15 protein-coding genes are annotated in these 18,767 nt (G+C 52.3%); 4 read left to right on the plus strand and 11 right to left on the minus strand.

Annotated elements, in window-relative coordinates; all coding sequences use genetic code 11:
* Nucleotides 1–182 precede the first annotated feature (182 nt).
* The 3 genes from PGL01S_RS20740 to PGL01S_RS20750 form a co-directional block, all read right to left on the minus strand.
* Nucleotides 183–1,799 (minus strand): histidine kinase N-terminal 7TM domain-containing diguanylate cyclase, encoded by a 1,617-nt coding sequence (locus PGL01S_RS20740; RefSeq protein ID WP_127496479.1) that lies wholly within the window; start codon nucleotides 1,797–1,799, stop codon nucleotides 183–185.
* A gap of 85 nt (nucleotides 1,800–1,884) precedes the next feature.
* Nucleotides 1,885–2,616, minus strand: coding sequence for a class I SAM-dependent methyltransferase (locus PGL01S_RS20745; RefSeq protein ID WP_127496480.1), 732 nt, complete (start codon nucleotides 2,614–2,616; stop codon nucleotides 1,885–1,887).
* A 125-nt stretch (nucleotides 2,617–2,741) separates the two neighbouring features.
* Complete coding sequence (locus tag PGL01S_RS20750) at nucleotides 2,742–3,350, minus strand: TetR/AcrR family transcriptional regulator (protein ID WP_127496481.1); 609 nt, start codon at nucleotides 3,348–3,350, stop codon at nucleotides 2,742–2,744.
* Nucleotides 3,351–3,570: 220 nt separating this feature from the next.
* On the opposite strand from PGL01S_RS20750, the gene PGL01S_RS20755 reads away from it, so the two are divergent.
* Nucleotides 3,571–4,329, plus strand: coding sequence for an SDR family oxidoreductase (locus PGL01S_RS20755; protein ID WP_127496482.1), 759 nt, complete (start codon nucleotides 3,571–3,573; stop codon nucleotides 4,327–4,329).
* Nucleotides 4,330–4,381: 52 nt separating this feature from the next.
* Here PGL01S_RS20755 and PGL01S_RS20760 read toward each other — a convergent pair whose 3' ends face one another.
* Complete coding sequence (locus tag PGL01S_RS20760; RefSeq protein WP_127496483.1) at nucleotides 4,382–5,281, minus strand: LysR family transcriptional regulator; 900 nt, start codon at nucleotides 5,279–5,281, stop codon at nucleotides 4,382–4,384.
* 122 nt (nucleotides 5,282–5,403) lie between these two features.
* On the opposite strand from PGL01S_RS20760, the gene PGL01S_RS20765 reads away from it, so the two are divergent.
* The 3 genes from PGL01S_RS20765 (at nucleotide 5,404) to PGL01S_RS20775 (ending at nucleotide 8,625) form a co-directional block, all read left to right on the plus strand.
* Nucleotides 5,404–6,864, plus strand: coding sequence for an MDR family MFS transporter (locus PGL01S_RS20765; RefSeq protein ID WP_164775535.1), 1,461 nt, complete (start codon nucleotides 5,404–5,406; stop codon nucleotides 6,862–6,864).
* A gap of 100 nt (nucleotides 6,865–6,964) precedes the next feature.
* Nucleotides 6,965–7,636 carry a response regulator transcription factor gene (locus tag PGL01S_RS20770; RefSeq protein WP_127496485.1) on the plus strand — a complete coding sequence of 224 codons (672 nt, stop codon included), beginning with the start codon at nucleotides 6,965–6,967 and terminating at the stop codon, nucleotides 7,634–7,636.
* Complete coding sequence (locus PGL01S_RS20775; protein WP_127496486.1) at nucleotides 7,633–8,625, plus strand: sensor histidine kinase; 993 nt, start codon at nucleotides 7,633–7,635, stop codon at nucleotides 8,623–8,625. The genes PGL01S_RS20770 and PGL01S_RS20775 overlap by 4 nt, the downstream gene beginning before the upstream one ends.
* Before the next feature lie 60 nt (nucleotides 8,626–8,685).
* Here PGL01S_RS20775 and PGL01S_RS20780 read toward each other — a convergent pair whose 3' ends face one another.
* The 7 genes from PGL01S_RS20780 to PGL01S_RS20810 form a co-directional block, all read right to left on the minus strand.
* Complete coding sequence (locus tag PGL01S_RS20780; protein ID WP_127496487.1) at nucleotides 8,686–10,653, minus strand: FtsX-like permease family protein; 1,968 nt, start codon at nucleotides 10,651–10,653, stop codon at nucleotides 8,686–8,688.
* A complete protein-coding gene (locus tag PGL01S_RS20785) occupies nucleotides 10,650–11,396 on the minus strand; it encodes an ABC transporter ATP-binding protein (protein WP_127496488.1) in 747 nt (248 codons plus the stop codon). Before PGL01S_RS20785 ends, PGL01S_RS20780 begins: the two co-directional genes overlap by 4 nt.
* A gap of 150 nt (nucleotides 11,397–11,546) precedes the next feature.
* Entirely contained in the window at nucleotides 11,547–13,238 is a 1,692-nt protein-coding gene (locus PGL01S_RS20790; protein WP_127496489.1) for an extracellular solute-binding protein, read from the minus strand.
* Between the two features lie 86 nt (nucleotides 13,239–13,324).
* Complete coding sequence (locus tag PGL01S_RS20795; protein WP_127496490.1) at nucleotides 13,325–14,203, minus strand: carbohydrate ABC transporter permease; 879 nt, start codon at nucleotides 14,201–14,203, stop codon at nucleotides 13,325–13,327.
* 13 nt (nucleotides 14,204–14,216) lie between these two features.
* On the minus strand, nucleotides 14,217–15,137 hold the full coding sequence (locus PGL01S_RS20800; protein WP_127496491.1) for an ABC transporter permease: 921 nt from the start codon (nucleotides 15,135–15,137) through the stop codon (nucleotides 14,217–14,219).
* Between the two features lie 207 nt (nucleotides 15,138–15,344).
* Nucleotides 15,345–16,946, minus strand: a complete 1,602-nt coding sequence (locus PGL01S_RS20805) for a response regulator (protein WP_164775536.1) — start codon at nucleotides 16,944–16,946, stop codon at nucleotides 15,345–15,347.
* Nucleotides 16,939–18,732, minus strand: a complete 1,794-nt coding sequence (locus PGL01S_RS20810; RefSeq protein ID WP_164775537.1) for a sensor histidine kinase — start codon at nucleotides 18,730–18,732, stop codon at nucleotides 16,939–16,941. Before PGL01S_RS20810 ends, PGL01S_RS20805 begins: the two co-directional genes overlap by 8 nt.
* Nucleotides 18,733–18,767: the final 35 nt, after the last annotated feature.

Raw genomic sequence — 18,767 nt, forward strand, 5'->3', positions numbered from 1 at the left:
ATACGATTTATTCTACCAAAATCCTCCTTTTACCTACGTTTCGTACAAGATTTCTATTATATACGCGTAAATGCTCGGCTTTTCGACACCAACTGTCGCAAAGCGAAGCGGCTTCGCCGTCCTTAGGCGGAGAAGCCGGTTCATTGGCTTATGGCTTAGCATTCAAAAAAAGCGCTTCTCCGTTAACGGGGAAGCGCTTTTTCACCAGGCTCTATATGGGCTGAACGAACCGTATTCCGTCCGCTGTTCTTGGCTTCGTACAGGGCATTGTCGGCTGCCTTCAGCAGCTGGTTAATGCCTCCTCCCGCCTCTTTGCAGCCCGCTCCCGTCATGGCAATGCCAAAGCTTGCCGTCACAGACAACGGATGCTCGGATGAAGCCGCGACCATCGCTTGGGCGGCAATCTCGCTGCGGATTCGCTGTGCGGCGGCCTCTGCCTCCTCGAGGGACAATCCGGGCATTGCGACCACGAATTCCTCGCCGCCATACCGGCCGAATACGTCCTCCGGACGAAGCAGGTGCCGGCAGATGTCGACCACATGCAGCAGGGCGCGGTCTCCAACATCATGGCCGTAAGCATCGTTAATCTGCTTGAAATGATCGATGTCGAACAGCAGCAGGGCAAGGGGCTCGTCCCGCTCAGCCGATTGATGCAGAAGGGCTTCGCTTAAATGAATGAAGTGAAGACGGTTAAAGATCCCCGTCAGTCCGTCATGATAAGCCAGCACCCGAAGCTGCTCCTGGAGCCGCACTCTCTCCGTTATGTCAATCATAACGATCAGCTTGCTCGTCTCCGGGCCCCTTTTCTTCCGGATAAAGGAAGAGCGGATCTGATAATAGTAGGACTGTGTGCCAACGGTCCACTTAACCTCATCGTAGATATGGGGCATATCGCCGCCTGCTTCCGAATCCAAATCGGGCATCGCAAGATCCGTATGCAAGGCAAGCAGCGGTTCAATCGCCTGGCCAAGCGCGGAGGTTGTAAGCTCAGGCAGAATAGCCGCGGCGGCGGGGTTAAAGTCAACCAGCCGGTTATTGCGGTCCAGCACCAGTACGGCGTCGTTCATGCTCTCAAACAACGTATCCCTGGCGACCGGCGCAACGTTCAGCATTCCTTTTGAAACAAGTCCCCACATATACAAAGCGGCCGTAACGGCCATGATGACGGGAATCGGATCAATGCCTTCCGGCGTCAGGTTGCCCAAGTAGAGGAAGTCGCCGGCGATCGGCAGGAGAAGCCCCACCATCATCGTAATATGCTGAAGACGGTAAGAGGACCGCATCCGGTTCCAATAGATCAGCAGCAAGGCCACTCCGCCAATCATGCAGCCAAACGTATAACCGCCCTGAATGATATACCATGGCCCCGCGTTTAATTCGACTTTATGAATGCCTTCGCCCAGCTGCAATTCAACGGAACGGTAATAGAAATGGTGCAGGTCGTTTGTCATTACAAGAATCAGCGTAATAAACGGCATCAGATACATCAGATACCGCATCTGCCACTTCAATAACCTTTCCATTCCAAGGAAATACATGATCAGCATCAGACTGACCGGCGGAATAAACGGCATCCCGAAGTACTCTACCGTAATCCAGAACTTCACTTCCTTAAGCGTACCGGCAGACAGCTCTAAAGCGGAACCGAATATATAGATGGCCGATAGAAAGCACATCGCAATAAAGGTCCTGGCCATCGCCTGCTTGGAACGGTTCATGAACACGTAAATACCCATTATGATATTAATAACACCGGCTGTAACCATTAACGTCAAGACAGCGGAAAAAGGTGTTCCCATACTTGGTGCACTCCGTTATGTAAGATTAGCTTTTGCAACTGATCGTAACACAAATAACAGCAATTGTGGGCAGTCCCTGAAATTTCTATTTCCGGGCGGACAAGAGCAGGAACATCGGTCGTCGCGTTTCATCCTTCATTTCCGCATATTGATTCAGTGCTTCTTGCGAGGGTCCTGGCTCCGCAACCTCCGCAACCTGGAACCCGGCTTGGATAAGCGCGTTCATAATGGCGGATAAGGTGCGATGATATTTGATGACGTCGGAGTCCAGAAAACGGGCGATACGAGAGCCTTCGTCCTGATAGTTGTCAACCGGCCAGTGCAGCCGCTCGCCCGATGGACCATAATGCCAGTCCTGCGCGGCAACGGCCGTAAAGACCGGATGCTCCATGGACAGGACAAAGCTGCCTCCAGGAGCCAGACTGTCGTAAATCTTGCGGCAAGCTCCCGCGAAATCCTCGACGTAATGGAGCGCCAGCGAGCTGATGACAACGTCAAACTCTCCGGGCTCGAAAGAGATATCTTCGATAGCCGCCTGACGGTAGGTGATCGCGGCATCCTCGTTAAATGATTTGGCACGCTCGATCATTTTCTCCGAGATATCGATTCCCAGAACGGAACGAGCGCCTTGCTCCCGCGCATATCGGCAGTGCCAGCCATACCCGCAGCCGAGATCGAGCACTCTCTTATCTCTCAAATCCGGAATCATCGCGCGCAGGACTTGCCATTCGCCTGCCGCCTCCAGACCGCCGATCGAACGGGCCATCTGACTATATTTATCGAAAAAATCCGGATCATCGTATTTATTTTGCTTCATAACGTGTCACTCTCCTCTTATCATTCAGCCTTTATAAGCCTTTTCGACATCGTTCCTAATAAAATGAGTATAACCTCTTCTCTTCTATAGCGGCAGCTTTCTCTCATCGTCTATAGCCAATAACCTTAAGGCTTTCCCGGTTTTTTTGTCTTGGCGACGGACGGCCGCCATTGTATGAGTTTCACCAGCTGCTCCTGCATGTAAGCCGGAGAGTAAGGCAGACCGTTTTCAATCCAGTAGAAAATCAGTCCCAGCAGCGCATGATTCGAATAGACGGATAGCAGCTCGGCATTTATTCCTTCCAGAGTCGGGTGCTCCAGCTCATCCCTTGAGATCTGCTGAATCGCAATGAACATCTTCTCTCTCAGATGGGAATGCGCGTTGCTCTTCAAAAGCAGAGTGTAAAGCTCGGCATGCTGCTGAATATGCTCGAAAATTTTCACCGAATGGGCCGGCAGCTCATGAATGCGGAAATATTCCTCGTTCTCGTAGGGAGCGCGGAACGATTGCAGCAGCTCCCCGATCAGACCGTGAATGATGTCGTCCAGCAAGGCTTCCTTGCTCTCATAATGCGAGTAGAAGGTCCCGCGGTTGTAATTGGCGAGCTCCACAATCTCCGTTATGGAAATGTCGTCGAAATCTTTTTGCTTCATAAGCGTAAGCAGCGCCTGCTTTAACGCCTCCCTGCTGCGGATCACCCGGCGGTCGACAGCTTTGTTATGATGAACGGGCATGCCATCCCTTCCTTTTTCCAAAAAGTTTTTTTCAACAAACGGCAGCCGTTTGTTCGTTAACGCACATTTCGCGAGGTTTTACTGATTGAGGCTTGCTCCACAGCTTTATTATACTAAAATAAACAGTTGTACTTATAACCAACAGCTGTTGAAAAACATTTTCTAAGCCTTCGCAGGAAGGACAAGCATACAAGCCAATTGAAACCGGGAGGAATTAACAATGAGACTATCGGGTAAAGTTGCAGTTATTACGGGCGCCGCTTCGGGTATGGGCAAGGCGATTGCCGAGCTGTATGCCGCGGAAGGAGCAAAGGTGGTCGTATCCGACCTTCGCGTGGACACCGCCCAAACCGTCGTTGACGGAATCGGGGAAAAAGGCGGTACGGCGGTTGCCGTTGCAGCCAACGTCGCGAAGGAAGAAGACGTGCAGCAGCTCATCGACACGGCGGTAGAGAAATTCGGCACGGTAGATATTCTCGTCAACAACGCAGGCATTATGGACAACTTTGTTCCTGCCGCCGATCTGACGGACGAGCTGTGGGAACGCATCTTTGCGATCAACACAACCGGCCCAATGCGGACCATCCGCAAGGTGCTTCCGCTCTTCCTGGAGAAAAAAGCAGGCGTTATCGTAAATATCGCTTCCGCCGGCGGCCTATTTGGTTCCCGTGCCGGCGCGGCTTATACCGCCTCGAAGCACGCCGTTGTTGGTCTGACGAAAAACGTTGGTTTCCAATATGCCACGCAAGGCATCCGATGCAATGCCATCGCTCCCGGCGGCGTAAATACGAATATCGGTACTTCGATCAATGCTCCAAGTCCGTTCGGCATGGAACGCGCTATGGTTGGCATTCAGGTGAATCCTCGCGCGGGCGAGCCGGAAGAGATCGCCAAGGTTGCCTTGTTCCTGGCATCGGATGATTCCAGCTTCGTGAACGGTACCGTTGTAACGGCCGACGCCGGCTGGACGGCTTATTAAAAATAATAGTCATCAAACAAGCGTCAGCCGCAGTGGGCTGGCGCTTGTTTGATTACACTTCAATATAATCGAGAAACTTCCGGGCGAGCCGCTGCTGGCTGCCTTTCTTGGAATAGATGCCGCCAAACGTACCGCTTGCATCCAGGCGGTAGCCGGCCAGCGGAACGGCCACAATCCTCCCGCTTTCCACATACGGATCATCCCTCAGCATAAGGCTGGACATCAGACTGATGCCAAGGCCCTCCGCAACGCTGCGCTTTATGACCTCGGGGTTCGTTGTCGTGAAAATAACGTTAATCCCGCCGCATACCTGCTTAATATCCTCCGTTACTCCGTCCCAGAAGCTGCTTGCCGACATAATAAACGCATGATTGGCCAAGTCTTTCAGCATAAGTTCCTTGTTTAGCGCCAGCACCGAATCCCGGGGCACAATCGCCTGCAGCTCGCCTTTGTATTGAAAGGAATGGAAGGCAATCGGTTCCGGCAGCCCGTCGCTCGTATATTGGCTAAGCGAGATTAATCCCAGGTGGGCTTTATCGTGGACGATTCGGTCAATAACAATCCGGCTCTCCAGCTCGACAACCATCACCTTGATTTGGGGATAATCCTTCTTGAACCTCGCCAGCGCCTTAGGCAAAAAGGTCATGCTTAGGCTCGGGATCGTCGCGATGATTAGCTCGCCTTTATAAACAGAGGTAATGGCTTGCACCTCGTCCTTGATCTCGTCGACCTTCATCAGAATTTCGAGCACTTTCCTGATGATCGTTATGCCGTCCTCGGTCGGCACGGTACCGCTTCGGGAACGTTTGAAGAGCGGAATGCCGATTTCCTTCTCCAGGAGGGAGATGGATTGGCTGATCGCGGATTGGGATACATGAAGATTTTGCGCGGCCAGCGACATGGAATTCGTCTCGAATACTTCCTTCACATATTCCAATTGTTCGATATTCATGGACTTTTCTCCGCCCTTTATATTAGCGTTGCTTATATTACCATCAACAATAGATGGTATCTCATCTGAATTCATTATATTATAATCGACCTCACGTCAATAAGTGGAGTGTGAGGTTTTTTATGAATGCGAAGCAAGACGGCAGCCGGTTCTGGCTTATTATACTCGCGATCTTTTTCGGCAACTTCTCTTCGATCTTGAATTCGGGAACGGTAACGGTTGCCCTGCCCTTCATGATGAAGGATCTTCATTCGGACCTGAACGATACGCAGTGGGTAACCACCGGCTTTATGCTCGCTATGGGGTCCATCGCCCCTATTGTTGGATATCTGGGAGATAAAATCAGCTATAAGCGACTTTATATGTTCTCGTTAGTCGGCTTTTTAATTTGCTCTATCCTGTGCGGCTGCTCCTGGAACATCAGCTCCCTGATCGTCTTCCGGATTATGCAAGGCTTATTCTGCGGGGCGATTCTGCCGGCAACGTTAACGATCGTCTATCAGGCGGTTCCGGCGGAAAAGCAAGCGCTTGGCGTCAGTCTTTGGAGCGTAGCCAGCATGTTCGCTCCGGCTATCGGCCCAACCCTTGGCGGCTTGCTGACGGAGTATTACGGCTGGAAGGCCATCTTCTTCATGAACATCCCGCTTGCGCTATTGGCAATCGCGCTGGCTTCCCGTTACTTGCCGATGCAGCAGGCCAACAAAGGCAGCTCCCTGGATCTAGCCGGGCTGCTCACCGCCGTAACGGGCAGCACATCCCTGATGATGTATTTCACGCAAGGGAATAAAATCGGCTGGTTTTCCGGCTGGGGAATCCTATGGATGACGCTTGGCGTAGTCAGCATTGCCTTGTTCATCTGGCGGGAGCTGACGGCGAAGACGCCTCTCCTTAATCTCCGGGTTTTCCGGCACACAACCTTCGCCTTTGGCATAGTCGTCAACTGCATTTTGACCATTGGCTTGTACGCGGGGGCGTTCCTGCTGCCAATCTATATGGAAAATGCCCTTGGCTCCTCGTCCCTGACGGTAGGGCTTATGATGCTGCCGGGCGCTTTGCTCATGATAGGGGCATCTCTATTGTCGGGGCGGCTGCACGGGAAAATCCGTCCGGAATATCCGCTGCTTGGCGGCGCCTTTCTGCTCATCATCGCGACATGGGCGTTCAGCCGTCTATCCCTGACAACGTCCTACGCGTTTATCATCGGCTGGATGATCTGTCGTTATGTCGGGCTAGGCTTCTCGTCCCCGAATATCATGACGCTCTCGATGAGCGCCATTCCGAAGGAGTCTACCGGTCATGCTTCCGCGATTACGAACTGGCTTCGCCAGGTCATTGCTTCATTCGCGATCGGCATATTCAGCTCGGTTTATTCGGTCCGGACGCAGACTCATTACGCGGACCTTAACGCTAGCGCAAGCGGCACGGTGAAAACGTCCCTGCAAGCGACTGCCTCCGTGCTCGCCATGAACGATACGTTTATCGTGGCTTGCGTCGTTACGGTTGTTGCGATTCCGTTTATTGTTGTTCTGAGCTCCCGCTCCCGCATCAGCGGCAAAAAAGCAGCTTCGACCGTTTCCAAATGATATCCGAAAGCCCCTCTATATCGGTATAGAGGGGCTTTCGGCGTCTGTAAATGATATAATTTACCTTATACAAGCCCGCGTGGAGCAGGAGGTAAAGCCGTTGTTTCGGATTATGATCATTGAAGACGACGAGAAGATTCGGCGGATTGTCGCCGATGCGTTACGCAAATGGCAGTATGAAGTGATCGAGTTGACGTCCTTCGACAACGTGCTTGGGGAGTTCGAGGCCGCACAGCCCCATTTGGTGCTGCTTGACGTCAATTTGCCCGTGTTTGACGGGTTTTACTGGTGCCAGCAAATCCGCATGGCTTCGAAGGTGCCGATTATTTTTATTTCATCCCGCAATCAGAATATGGACGTGATTATGGCGATTAATATGGGCGGGGACGACTTCGTGCAGAAGCCGTTTGACCTTGGAGTGCTGGTGGCAAAGGTGAGCGCGCTGCTCCGCCGCAATTATACGTATCAGGACGACAACCTGCAGTTGTCGCACCGGCAGCTTGTTTTCCATCTGTCGAATTCCTCCGTGCAGTATGGGGACCAGACGGCCGAGCTGTCGCGCAACGAGTTTATTATTCTGCAGACGATGATGCGCAGCATCGGCAAGATCGTCTCGCGCGATGATCTGATGCAGGTGCTGTGGAACGACGAGCAGTTTATCGACGATAATACCTTGACGGTCAACGTTAACCGGCTGCGCCGCAAGATTACGATGCTTGGGCTGGAGGATTTTATCGCGACCCGCAAAGGAATGGGGTATATCATCGAATGAGCTTCTGGCGATTCCTGAAATACGAACGGCCTTATTTTCTATTATACGGCATCGCTTTTCTGCTGACGGTTGCGGTATTCGCCACGGATCCGCAGTCGTCCTGGCATTGGCCGACCTTCTTCTACGCGCTAACGCTGGTTGTGCTCTGGCTTGCTGCTTTTACCGCCTATCGCTATACGCGGAATCTTCAGGCGATCCGCCGGATGCAAAGCGAGGACGCCGAGCCTTTGTCGCTCGAGGCGGAGGCTTACCGGGATACGCTGGAGGAATCGGGCATCGCCCATATCCGGTCCTTGAACGAGGTGCAGACGAAGCAGAAGGAATATTACGACTTTATCATCTCTTGGTTCCATGAGATCAAGACGCCGATCTCCGTTCTTCGCCTGATGCAGCAGACCGAGGTGGACCCGCAAAGCCTGAACGAGGAGCTGTCAAGGATCGAGCATTATGTCGATCAAGCCTTGTATTATGCGAAGCTCGACAGCTTCAATCAAGACTATGAGATGGTGAACTGCGACCTGGAGCCGCTCGTCAAGGATGTCATCAAAGCCCACTCCAAGTCTTTTATCTCGAAAAGAATCCGCGTTCGGCTCGAACTCCCGTCCACCGTCGTCCAAAGCGATTCCAAATGGCTGCTGTTCATTATTAACCAGATCATAACGAACAGCCTGCAATATACAAGGGATCACGGTGAGATCAGCGTAAAGGCGGCCTCTACCCCTGAGGAGAAGCTGCTCATTCTGCAGGATAACGGCATCGGCATTGATGCCATGGATATGCCCCGAATCTTCAATAGGGGATTTACGGGATTAAACGGCCGTACGTTTGCCAAGTCGACGGGTATGGGGTTATATCTGGCCCAGGAGCTGTCGAGAAAGCTGGGGCATTTCATCACCTGCGAATCCGCGCCGGGCAGCGGCTCGGTGTTCACGATTCATTTTCCGAAGCATCATGATCCTTATTTGAATACGCTTCAGCGGCAAGAGTAGAGAAAACAAAGGGCTGTCCCACACGTCATGAATTGACGATGGGACAGCCCTTTGCGCAGGCTAAGGATTCTGATTGATAATCCGGTAATACAGGTTGGCCGACGAGACGTAGAACACCAGATAAATGAAGAAGAATACCCCGATAATGCTCCACACGATGCCCGGCAGCTCCGGGAAATCCGTTACCGAGTCCAGAATGTAATACTTGATAATCGTCCAGCTGTACAGCATCCCAAGCACGATTGGCGGCAGGAAGACAAACAGCAGCTGCTTGCGGATGACGCTCCGGAACTGGCGGTTGTGAATGCCCATTTTACGCAGGATGGCATATTGAAGCCTCTCGTCGGTGGCTTCGCGCAGCTGCTTGAAGTAGATGACGCTCGCCAGCGCGAAGGTCGCGATCAGAGCAAGGAAGCCGGCGGCAAACAACAACAGGGACGAGCTCTCGATCTGCTTCGAATAGATATCGGCGAACGAGGAGTAGTAAGCTGCTTTGTTGTGGTCGACAACCATGCCATGAACCTGCTTGGATAATTCCTCCGCGTTTTTGGCGTCCGATAGCCCGTAAATCTCAAAGCCTTTTTTCTCCGTTCCGCCGCTGAGCTGCCCGTAAGCCTCATCCGAAATAACAAACACCGGAGGCTTCTTGTCCATGGACAGGACCGGGTCCGTTGCCCAGCCGAGATAGGCATAATCCTTTTTCTCCACGATCGTAAAGGTCTTCCCGCCATCGGCTTTTACCTTGAAGTCAGGCGTCTCTCCAGCGGAGTATCGCTTCGGGAAATCCGAGCCTTGGGAGAGGGCAACGGCCTCCATTCCCTTCAGATCTACCTTTTGCTTATCGCCCCGCAGACCGATTAGCTCATTGTAATCCTTCTGGGAGATCAGCCATAGGCCTGGAACATAATACTCCGGGTTATCGAATGCGATGCCGCGCTCCGTCACCGGTTCCACAACCAAGGCTTCCGGCTTCAGATGATAGTGGATGTCATGGTCGGAGCGCTTAATCATCTCGTCAATCTTCTGATTGGTTGCCGAATCAAGAGATTCATACGCGATCGAATTCGGCACATTCCTGCCAACCGCTTCGAACTGCACCTTGTAGTTGATCGTCACAAAACAGAGCAGCATTACTATAACCGCGCTGAACAAGGAGATAAACGTCAGGTTCAGCGTGTTGCCCCGGATTTGAAAACGGAGCGAGGACGTCCACAGCACGGTATTGCCTTCATGGTACTTGCGGCCACGGCTGATGAGCTGAAGCAGCCAGCCGGCGAACTGGCGGAAGAACAGATACGTCCCTCCAACGATGCCTATGGCGGTAGCAATCAAGCTGAAGACCCCGTAATCCTGCCAGACGGCCGAATATTGACCGCTGCAGATCAGAAACAAGGCGATGCCGATCAACAGAACGGCCAGAACCGCCATCACGGGGGATACGCGAACCGGCTTCTCGGCCTTTTGCTTGGCATGGAACAGCTCCGTCAGCTGCACGCGGTTAACCAGAATGTAGCTTTGCGCGCTGACGATGAGCGCGATCAATAGGATAACCCCGGCAGCCGTCGCCATGGCTCCAATCGGGAAAGACAGCGAGATGACCTGATCGTATTGCATGAGATTCATAAGCAGCATGCCGAACAGCTTCGACAGCAGCCCGCCGAGCAGAATGCCGACAACCAGCGAAATCGCGCCCATGACAAGCGTCTCGTAAAAGATCATCCGCACAAGCTGCCGCTCGTTCAGGCCGTACAGGAGATACATGCCGAACTCTTTTTTCCGCTGCCGCATGAAGAACGAATTGGCATACAGGATAAAGAAAATAATGAACAGGAAGATAACGACGGACGCAATGGCTACCCCGGTCCGGAACAGCTCCCGGTTCTGCAGCGCATCGATAATGTCTTTGTTATACATAAGCGAAGAGAACGTATATTGAATAATAACGCCGATAATCATGGACATCAGATAGATGGAATACAGGCGGAAGTTGCGTTTGACATTGCGGATCGTCAGATCGAACAGGCTCATCGCAGCTTGCCCCCTATGAGGCTTTGCGTCTCCAGAATGCGCTCATAGAATGTCTTCTGGCTTTGCTCACCCGCGTAAATCTCGCTTACGACTGCCCCGTCCCTTAGGAAAATAACCCGCTTGCAGTAGCTCGCCGCATAGCTGTCATGCGTAACCATCAGAATGGTTGTGTGAAAAGCCGCGTTAAGCGATACAAGCTGCTCGAGCAGCTGGGTCGCCGAGCGCGAGTCGAGTGCGCCCGTCGGCTCATCGGCGAATACGATCGCCGGCTCCGTAATAATCGCCCGCGCCGAGGCTACGCGCTGCTTTTGCCCGCCGGAAATTTCGTTCGGATATTTCTCGAGCAGCCCTTCAATGTGGAGCGCTTCAACGATCGGCTTAAGCCGCGCCTCCATGTCCGCCGCCTTGTATTGGCGCAGCGACAGGGGCAGCAGAATATTCTCCTTCACCGTCAGCGTGTCGAGCAGATTATAATCCTGAAAAATAAATCCCATCCGCTCCTGCCGGAATTGGCGAAGCGACTTCTTCTTCATATCAAGCAGCGACTTCCCCTCAATCCATACCTCGCCGCCGCTAAGCTGGTCAATCGTGGAAAGCACGTTCATCAGCGTTGACTTGCCCGATCCCGAAGGCCCCATAATCGCCGTAAGCTCGCCTGGCTGGACCGTCAGATCAATGTTTTTCAATACGGGAGTAGCCCCGTAGCTCTTTGATAAGTTTTTCGTCTGGATAACCGTCTCCATCCCAAAGCCCCTCTCCTCTTTCTATCTTTAATATAAACAGATCGGAGAGAGGCATCCATCGAAGTAAGATCGTTCCAGGTGACGTTTTTGTCACGATGGCGGTTATATCTTCACGCCGCCGGCAGTTCCGGCAGCCCGTCAGGCCTTGCTTTATTGAATTCCTTTTTTCTTCAGATCATCCAGATGGCGTTGATACATCACTTTCTCTACTTTCTCAGCACCAACCTGATCCATTTGCTTCAGGAAGCCGTTGTAGACGGAATCGAACTCTTCGTCCGTTTTGGACAAGACGAGCTTCGGAATCGTTTTGTTCCACAGATCCTTGATCTTGGAGTTAATGGTTCCTTCCGGCGTGGAACCGTCCGGCTCCAGGTTTTCCATGCCAAGCGAATAGTTGTCGAAGTTATATTTCTCAAGCAGCTTGCTTGCTTCGTATTGTTCCGGCTGGCTTTCCTTCAGATCGCGTGCCGCAGCATCATCCCACAGCTTGCCCGCTCTGAAGAGAAGCGTGGAATCGTTGAAGCCGTATTGCGCGTTAAAGGCGGCGTTGTCTTTAATCGACAGGTCGAGAATGTCCTGCTTGTATTTCGGAAGGCCGTCTACCATATCGTAGGTTTCGCCTTCTTTGCCGTAACGCATATCCAATTGGCCTTCCTCCGACCAAGCATACTCCGCCCAGCGGATAATCCGTTCAGGATCTTTCGCTTTCTTCGTAATAAAGAAGCCCTGCCAGCCCATCAGACGGGAAGCCGGATAACGCGGATCTTGGCCGTTCGCCTTCAATCCGCCCAGGATCGTATACTTCTGATCCGCGCCGACCGTGCTTTCAATCTTCGGATTGTACATCGCATACATGTTGTTCATGAACTGGGAAGCTACCGCATATTGCGCGCCGTACAGCTTCTCCTCATATTGCTCCTGCTTGTAGATCAAGAGCTGCGGGTCAAACAGACCGTTGCGGCTGAGCTGGCTCATGTAACGGAAAGCATCAATAAAGCCTTTGTTGCGCATCGGGTACTCCACGATTTGCTGGTCATTCTTGACGCGTTCTTCAAGCAGGTGAGGAGAGAAGGAATCAATCAGGTAATCCATGGAATTGCTGCCGCCAAACCCATTCTTGGCAACATCGAAGAACTCAACGCCAACCGGACTCACTTCCGGGAATTTCTCCTTCGCAAGCTTAAGCGCATTCATCAGATCGTCCGTGGTCTCGATCTTTGGACTTCCGATGGCCTTGTAAATATCGGAACGGATGAACCAAGGACGTACCGCAACGATTGGAACCCCGCTTTTCAGACGGTCGCTTGTTTCATACAGGTTCGGCAGGTACCAAAGCTTGCCGTCAATGGAGTGATAGTTCACCATATCCGGATCCAGCTGGTCTTTGAAATCCGGCGCGTATTTCTCAATCAGCTCGTCAATCGAATAGACCATGTCATTCTGAATCAGCTTGCTTACGGCAGGGTTGTTCCAGTCGAGCATAATCGTATCGGGCAGATCCCCGGATGCGATCATCGTGTTCAGATAGTCATCGTCGCTGCCGGTTGCCAGCTTGCGGTCTACCGTTACGCCGGTTTTCTCCGTGGCAAGCTTCATCGCGTATTGATCTTTCCATAAGTAACTGGAAGCCCAGTTGCCATAGAAATATTGCGTGAACGTAAACGGCGACGTGTCTTTCTTCCACGATGGTCCCGTCTGCGTATCGCTGCTGTTTGCCGAGTTTGTAGCCGCAGCGTTATTGGATGCCGCCGCGTTGTCCGCATTATTGTTCGAGCCGCAGCCCGCAAGCACGGTTAATACAAGAGCTGCCGTAGCTAATGCCTGAATGCCTTTCCCCTTCATCTTAAATGACCTCCTCTAGTTTATAGACTGCCCTCTTCAACTCTATATACTTTAAACGGCCGAAGCCCTTAAAGCCAAAGCCAGCATTACCCTTTTACCGAACCGATCATAACGCCCTGTACAAAATATTTCTGGACGAACGGATACGTAAACACGATCGGCAGCGTCGTAATCACCATCGTCGCCAGCTTCAGAGAAGCCGCGGACACCGCGCCAAACCCGAGCTGACTGGCAAGTTGGCTAACGTTGCTGTTCGAGCTGATGATCTGCATCAGAATCTGCTGAAGGGTCGGGAGCTTATCTCCTCCAAACAGCATCGCATCGTACCAGGAGTTCCAATGGGATACGGCATTATACAGGGCGATAGTCGCCAGAACCGGCTTCGATACAGGCAGCACCAGCTGGAAAAAGATCCGCAGGTCGTTCGCGCCGTCGATCTTCGCCGATTCTTCGATTTCCTTCGGAAGGGCTCGGAAGAACGTCAGCATAATAATCGCGTTGAACACATTAAACAGATTCGGAATGATATAGACAAGGAAATCTTCCTTCAGGTGAAGATACTTCGCGACTACAAGATAGTAAGGAATAATGCCGCCGCTGAAATACATGGTCATAATGGCCATCATTAGGAAGAACCGGCGTCCGATCAATTCCGTTTTCGAGATGCCGTAGGCGAACGCCCCGGTGAATAGAACGGCCGTTGCCGTACCGAGAAGCGTGCGGGCGATCGTAATAATAAACGCATGCAGCATGTTCTCGTCCCGGAACACAATCCGGTAATTATCAACCGAAAAGACGCGCGGCCAGAACGTAATACCGCCGCGGGCTGCATCCGTCGGATCGTTAAATGACGTAATGACGATATTGTAGAACGGATATAGCGTGACGATACAGAGGCCTAGCATCAAGATGACGTTTAATGTATCGAAGCTTCTTCCGCTCCAGCTTTGCGATGCTTTTATCATTCATTGTCTCCTCCTAGAACAAGCTTTCTTTCGTAAGCTTGCGCGACGAATAGTTGGCAGCATACATCAGCACGAACGCCACAAGCGACTGGAACAGTCCGATTGCCGTGCCATACGAGAATCTTCCGGATACGAGTCCCATTTTGTACGAATAGACAGCTAGTACGTTGGCCGCATCCTGCGTCATCGAGTTCTGCATCAGGAACATCTGGTCGAAGTTCGAATTCACAAGTCCGCCGATCGATAGGATGAGCAAAATAATAATGGTTGGCTTCAGAGACGGAAGCGTAATATGCCACACGCGCCGGAACCGGCTCGCGCCATCTACCACTGCAGCTTCATAGAGCTGCGGATCAATGCCGGCGATGGCCGCCAGATAAATGATCGAGTTCCAGCCGACATTTTTCCAAATCTCCGTGATGACGACCAGCGACAGGAACGAGTGAGCATCGCCCATCAGCATGACATCGCTTCCAATAATGCCAAGCTTAACGAGCAGCTTGCTTACAACGCCGGTTTCCGGATCAAGGAGTGTATACATAAAGCCAACGACCAATACCCAGGATACGAAGTAAGGCAGATACGTCAGCGACTGCACAATCCGTTTGAACCGTTTGAACGCCAGCTCATTAAGGAGCAGGGAGAGAATAATCGGTGCCGGGAAACCGAATACCAGCTTCGCAATACTGATCTTGAACGTATTGGTCAGGGATTCACGGAACGTCGGATCCGCGAACAGCTCCTTGAAGTTGTCAAAACCAAGCCAAGGGCTGTGTATAAATCCTTTGAACGGCGTGTATTCCTGAAAGGCAATGATGACGCCATACATCGGAATATAGTTGAAAATAACCATCCACAGGACAGCCGGCAGAGTCAGAATAAGCAAATACCGCTGCAGCCAGAGCCTTTTCGATAAAGTTCGTTGCGTGTTCATAGTCGACTTCCTTTCTAAGCTTCGTTACCGACCTAACTCCATTATAGGAACTGCCTTTCCGGCCGGATATGCAAAAAACGAACGCGGGTATTAAAATTCAACGAAATTTGAAAGCGCTGTCTTTCATGGTCGGTTACGCCCCCTCGAGCGTAAATGGCTGTACGAAAAAATGCCCCAGCTGCCATACCGGCACTGGGGCATTCCTATTTATCGCTGCGTCATTTCCTGATAATCGCCTGGGGTCATCCCGTAAGCCTGCTTGAATAACGTCCCGAAATAAGAGGTATTCGGAATTCCAACCCGCTCCGCAATAACGGATACACGCTGCTTGGTCGTTCGGAGCAGCTCTTCGGCCCTCGCAAGCCGGTATTCCTGGATATAGGCAAGCGGAGTCTTGCCCGTCTTCTTCTTGAACAGCATCCCCAGATGATTCGGGGATACAAATACTTCAGCCGCCAAATAAGGCAAATTCAGATCCGTCAGCCCATACCGCTCCTCGATCAGCATCAGAACCCGGTTCACGATGTAATCATCCTTATGCTCCCGCTTCTCGTTTAATTGCTCCGCGAACCTCCCGATAACGGCGATGATGTACCGCTTCATCTCCTCCCGGCTCTGGCAGGCAAGCAGGTCCTCCAGGTCCTGGGCGCTTCCCGCAGAGGCGCCCTGTCCTCCTGGTACGCCGAGCATTCTGAGGCTGCCGATCAAGTCGGCAAAAAGGTTCCCGATATAAGCCCGTCCGGCACCCGGATAGGCGGCGGCAAGCGCGAACAGCCGCTCAACCGCAGCTTCCGCTTCATCGCTTCGGCCGCTGCCCAGTGAGCTGCGGACTTGCTTGCTAAGCTCTTTATATTGCCGGGTGAACTCATCGACGTGCAAAGCAAACTGCTGCTTTGCAGCCTCCTCCTCCCCAACCTCGCATACGCTATCCCGCCCCGCCCATACCGCATACCTCAAGGCCTGACTTGCCTGACGATAGGAGACCTCTGCCTGGGCCAATAGCCGGGCAGCCGTCCCTTGGCCTATCATCCAGCCACTCTCATCCGCGATTAGGGACAGCTGCTTCAAGAGTTGCTCAGCCAGCTCCCGCTGCTGCTCTTTTTCTTCCATCCGGAATATGAGGGCATACTCCAAGCCATGCGGCTCGCCTGCCGCATATGCGATAACCGGCCGGCCCAGCGCTTCTTCAGCCCAATCCTCCAGCCTGTCTGTACCGGCAGGCTCGCCTGCTGCCGGCGCCCTTACAGCCCAGACCGCATAACCGTCAGGAAGAGGCAGGGAGCTAACCGCATCACTCGAAAGAGCATCACGAAGATCGTCTTCGCCCTCCCGGCTTCCGGCGAGCAATCTGCCCAACGCCTGCTGGAGGGCGACACGACGGCCAGCCTCGGCCCCATGCTGCCGCCGTTCTTCGTCCAGTCTCGAACGGCGTGTATCTTCACAGTGCCGAACGACCTTTTGCATCGTTTTCTGAATCTCTTCTTCCTCCACGGGCTTCAGAAGATAATCTACAGCGCTAAACCGCAAGGCATCGCGGACAAATTGAAAATCATCGTAGCCGGTCAGAACAACGATATGGGTATCCGGAAGCTTCTCCCGGACTTGCTTCGCCATTTCGATTCCGTTCATGCCGGGCATTTGAATATCGGTAATGATGATATCCGGCTCCAGCTCAATCGCTTTCTCCAGTCCTTCAATACCGTCGCAGGCCGTATCGATGCTGCCGATTCCAAGTGCAGGCCAATCCAGAAACTCAACCAGGCCCTCCCGTTCCCACCGTTCATCCTCTACGATAAGCATTTTAAACATCCGTTCTCCTCCTCGATGCAAAAGAAATCGTGATAACCGTGCCGATTCCTGTCCTGCTGAACAGCTCCAGCTGGTGGTGTGCCCCATAATAAGCCTGCAGCCGTTTCCTGATATTCGCAATCGCGTACCCGCTTCCTTCAGAGCTTACCGGGTTTCCTTCCACCACATCCCTCTTCCGGTCAGCCGGCATCCCGACGCCGTCATCGATAATTCGGAGCACGACCTGCCCGTCCTCCAGATAAGCTTTAATAATAATGGTGCCGTGAGACCGTTTCGGCTCTATGCCATGAACGAGCGCATTTTCGATAAGCGGCTGCAAAATGTTTTTGATCGTTATATATTCTCTCACCCGTTCATCTACTTCAAAGACAGCGTCAAATCGGTCCTCGAACCGGAACTTCTGGATAGCCAGATACGCCTTCACCATATCCAGTTCGTTTGCGATCAGCGTCTCCGAGCTGCCCTTATTAAGCACCAGCCGGTAGAACTTCGCAAGCGAATCGGAGATGCGGGCAACCTCCGGAGCCTTGGCCTTTCGGGATACCCAGGAGATCGTAGCGAGCGTATTGTACAAAAAATGCGGGTTAATCTGCGATTCCAGCGCCTTGAGCTCCGCTTCCTTCTCAAGCAGCTCCGACTTGTATACCTTCTCCACCAGGTCATGAATTCGTCCCGTCATATGGTTGAAGCTAAGCGCCATCTGCGAAAATTCATCATTCCACACGACAGGCACGGATACATCCAGCGAGCCCTCCCGTACCTGCTTCATTGCTTTCAGCAGCGGCTTCATCCGGGACAAGAGCTTAACCGTTACGAAGTACACAAGCAGGCTGAGCAAGAGCAGTGCAGCGGTCAGGATGACCAGCATCGTGCGGATGGAATGACTGACCTTCTCTACCACATGGCTTACCGGGAACACACCAACGACCCGCAGGTTTGGTCCGGTAACCGGAATCGAGATAACAATCGACCGTGTCCCCTGCACCGTTGCAAGCTTATTGGTCCGGCCGTTATCCAGCAGCCCGGCAAGTCCCACCGAATCGGCATTCTGCCCGTAAGTGCCGGGAATGTTGTTCGAGACAATCCGGTTTCCTCTGTCAACGATGAATACGCTTCCCAAATGGCCTGAAATGGAATCCTTCACCGCCTTAAACAGCTCGTCTTGCGTAATTTCAATCTCTACCAGGCCGGAAATACCGTAATCGCGATTTGAGAAAATTTTCCGATTGTAGGAAAGCACATCGGCTTTGGCCGATATGCCGGGCTTCATGAGCAAGAGCCTTTCCTTATGCAGACTATGCCACTCCGATTGGATGCCGGCATTATGCAAAATCGATTGATACATGGAATCGCCTTTGATCCGGTTCATGGCGTAAAAGCCGTCATATCCTCCATACAGCTCCGGAATCGTGGGATTGCTCATATAGACATGTATCGAATGAATATTGGCGTTCTGCCTCATGATGTTATCGATAATCGGCATGATGTTGTCGCGGTAATCCTGCAGCTGAAAGCTCTCGTTAATAAAATCACTATCCAGAAAAGTCTGCACTCTGGCGTCAAATGCGATAATCTGGGAAATGTTCTCCGTCAGCTTCACTTTCTCTTCCACGCTGGCTTTTGTCTGCAGCAGATTCTGCTCCATCACCGTCTGTGCCTGTGCAATTGCCGATTGGAAGGCCTGACGGTACAGCATGTATCCCGTAACGGAGAGCGAGACCAGCAGGATCGATACATAGATGGTCACAAATTTTGAAGTTACGCTCCAGTTCTGAAAAAACCGCATAAACCCTCTTCCTTTCCGCATCGGCAAAAAGAATA

The sequence above is a fragment of the Paenibacillus glycanilyticus NBRC 16618 genome, from assembly GCF_004000805.1.
Lineage (GTDB): Bacteria > Bacillota > Bacilli > Paenibacillales > Paenibacillaceae > Pristimantibacillus > Pristimantibacillus glycanilyticus.

Excerpts from the sequence above, each read along its gene's own strand:
- PGL01S_RS20740 (WP_127496479.1), bottom strand. The coding sequence starts at position 1,799 with ATGGGAACACCTTTTTCCGCTGTCTTGACGTTAATGGTTACAGCCGGT.
- PGL01S_RS20745 (WP_127496480.1), bottom strand. The coding sequence starts at position 2,616 with ATGAAGCAAAATAAATACGATGATCCGGATTTTTTCGATAAATATAGT.
- PGL01S_RS20750 (WP_127496481.1), bottom strand. The coding sequence starts at position 3,350 with ATGCCCGTTCATCATAACAAAGCTGTCGACCGCCGGGTGATCCGCAGC.
- PGL01S_RS20755 (WP_127496482.1), top strand. The coding sequence starts at position 3,571 with ATGAGACTATCGGGTAAAGTTGCAGTTATTACGGGCGCCGCTTCGGGT.
- PGL01S_RS20760 (WP_127496483.1), bottom strand. The coding sequence starts at position 5,281 with ATGAATATCGAACAATTGGAATATGTGAAGGAAGTATTCGAGACGAAT.
- PGL01S_RS20765 (WP_164775535.1), top strand. The coding sequence starts at position 5,404 with ATGAATGCGAAGCAAGACGGCAGCCGGTTCTGGCTTATTATACTCGCG.
- PGL01S_RS20775 (WP_127496486.1), top strand. The coding sequence starts at position 7,633 with ATGAGCTTCTGGCGATTCCTGAAATACGAACGGCCTTATTTTCTATTA.
- PGL01S_RS20780 (WP_127496487.1), bottom strand. The coding sequence starts at position 10,653 with ATGAGCCTGTTCGATCTGACGATCCGCAATGTCAAACGCAACTTCCGC.
- PGL01S_RS20785 (WP_127496488.1), bottom strand. The coding sequence starts at position 11,396 with ATGGAGACGGTTATCCAGACGAAAAACTTATCAAAGAGCTACGGGGCT.
- PGL01S_RS20790 (WP_127496489.1), bottom strand. The coding sequence starts at position 13,238 with ATGAAGGGGAAAGGCATTCAGGCATTAGCTACGGCAGCTCTTGTATTA.
- PGL01S_RS20795 (WP_127496490.1), bottom strand. The coding sequence starts at position 14,203 with ATGATAAAAGCATCGCAAAGCTGGAGCGGAAGAAGCTTCGATACATTA.
- PGL01S_RS20800 (WP_127496491.1), bottom strand. The coding sequence starts at position 15,137 with ATGAACACGCAACGAACTTTATCGAAAAGGCTCTGGCTGCAGCGGTAT.
- PGL01S_RS20805 (WP_164775536.1), bottom strand. The coding sequence starts at position 16,946 with ATGTTTAAAATGCTTATCGTAGAGGATGAACGGTGGGAACGGGAGGGC.
- PGL01S_RS20810 (WP_164775537.1), bottom strand. The coding sequence starts at position 18,732 with ATGCGGTTTTTTCAGAACTGGAGCGTAACTTCAAAATTTGTGACCATC.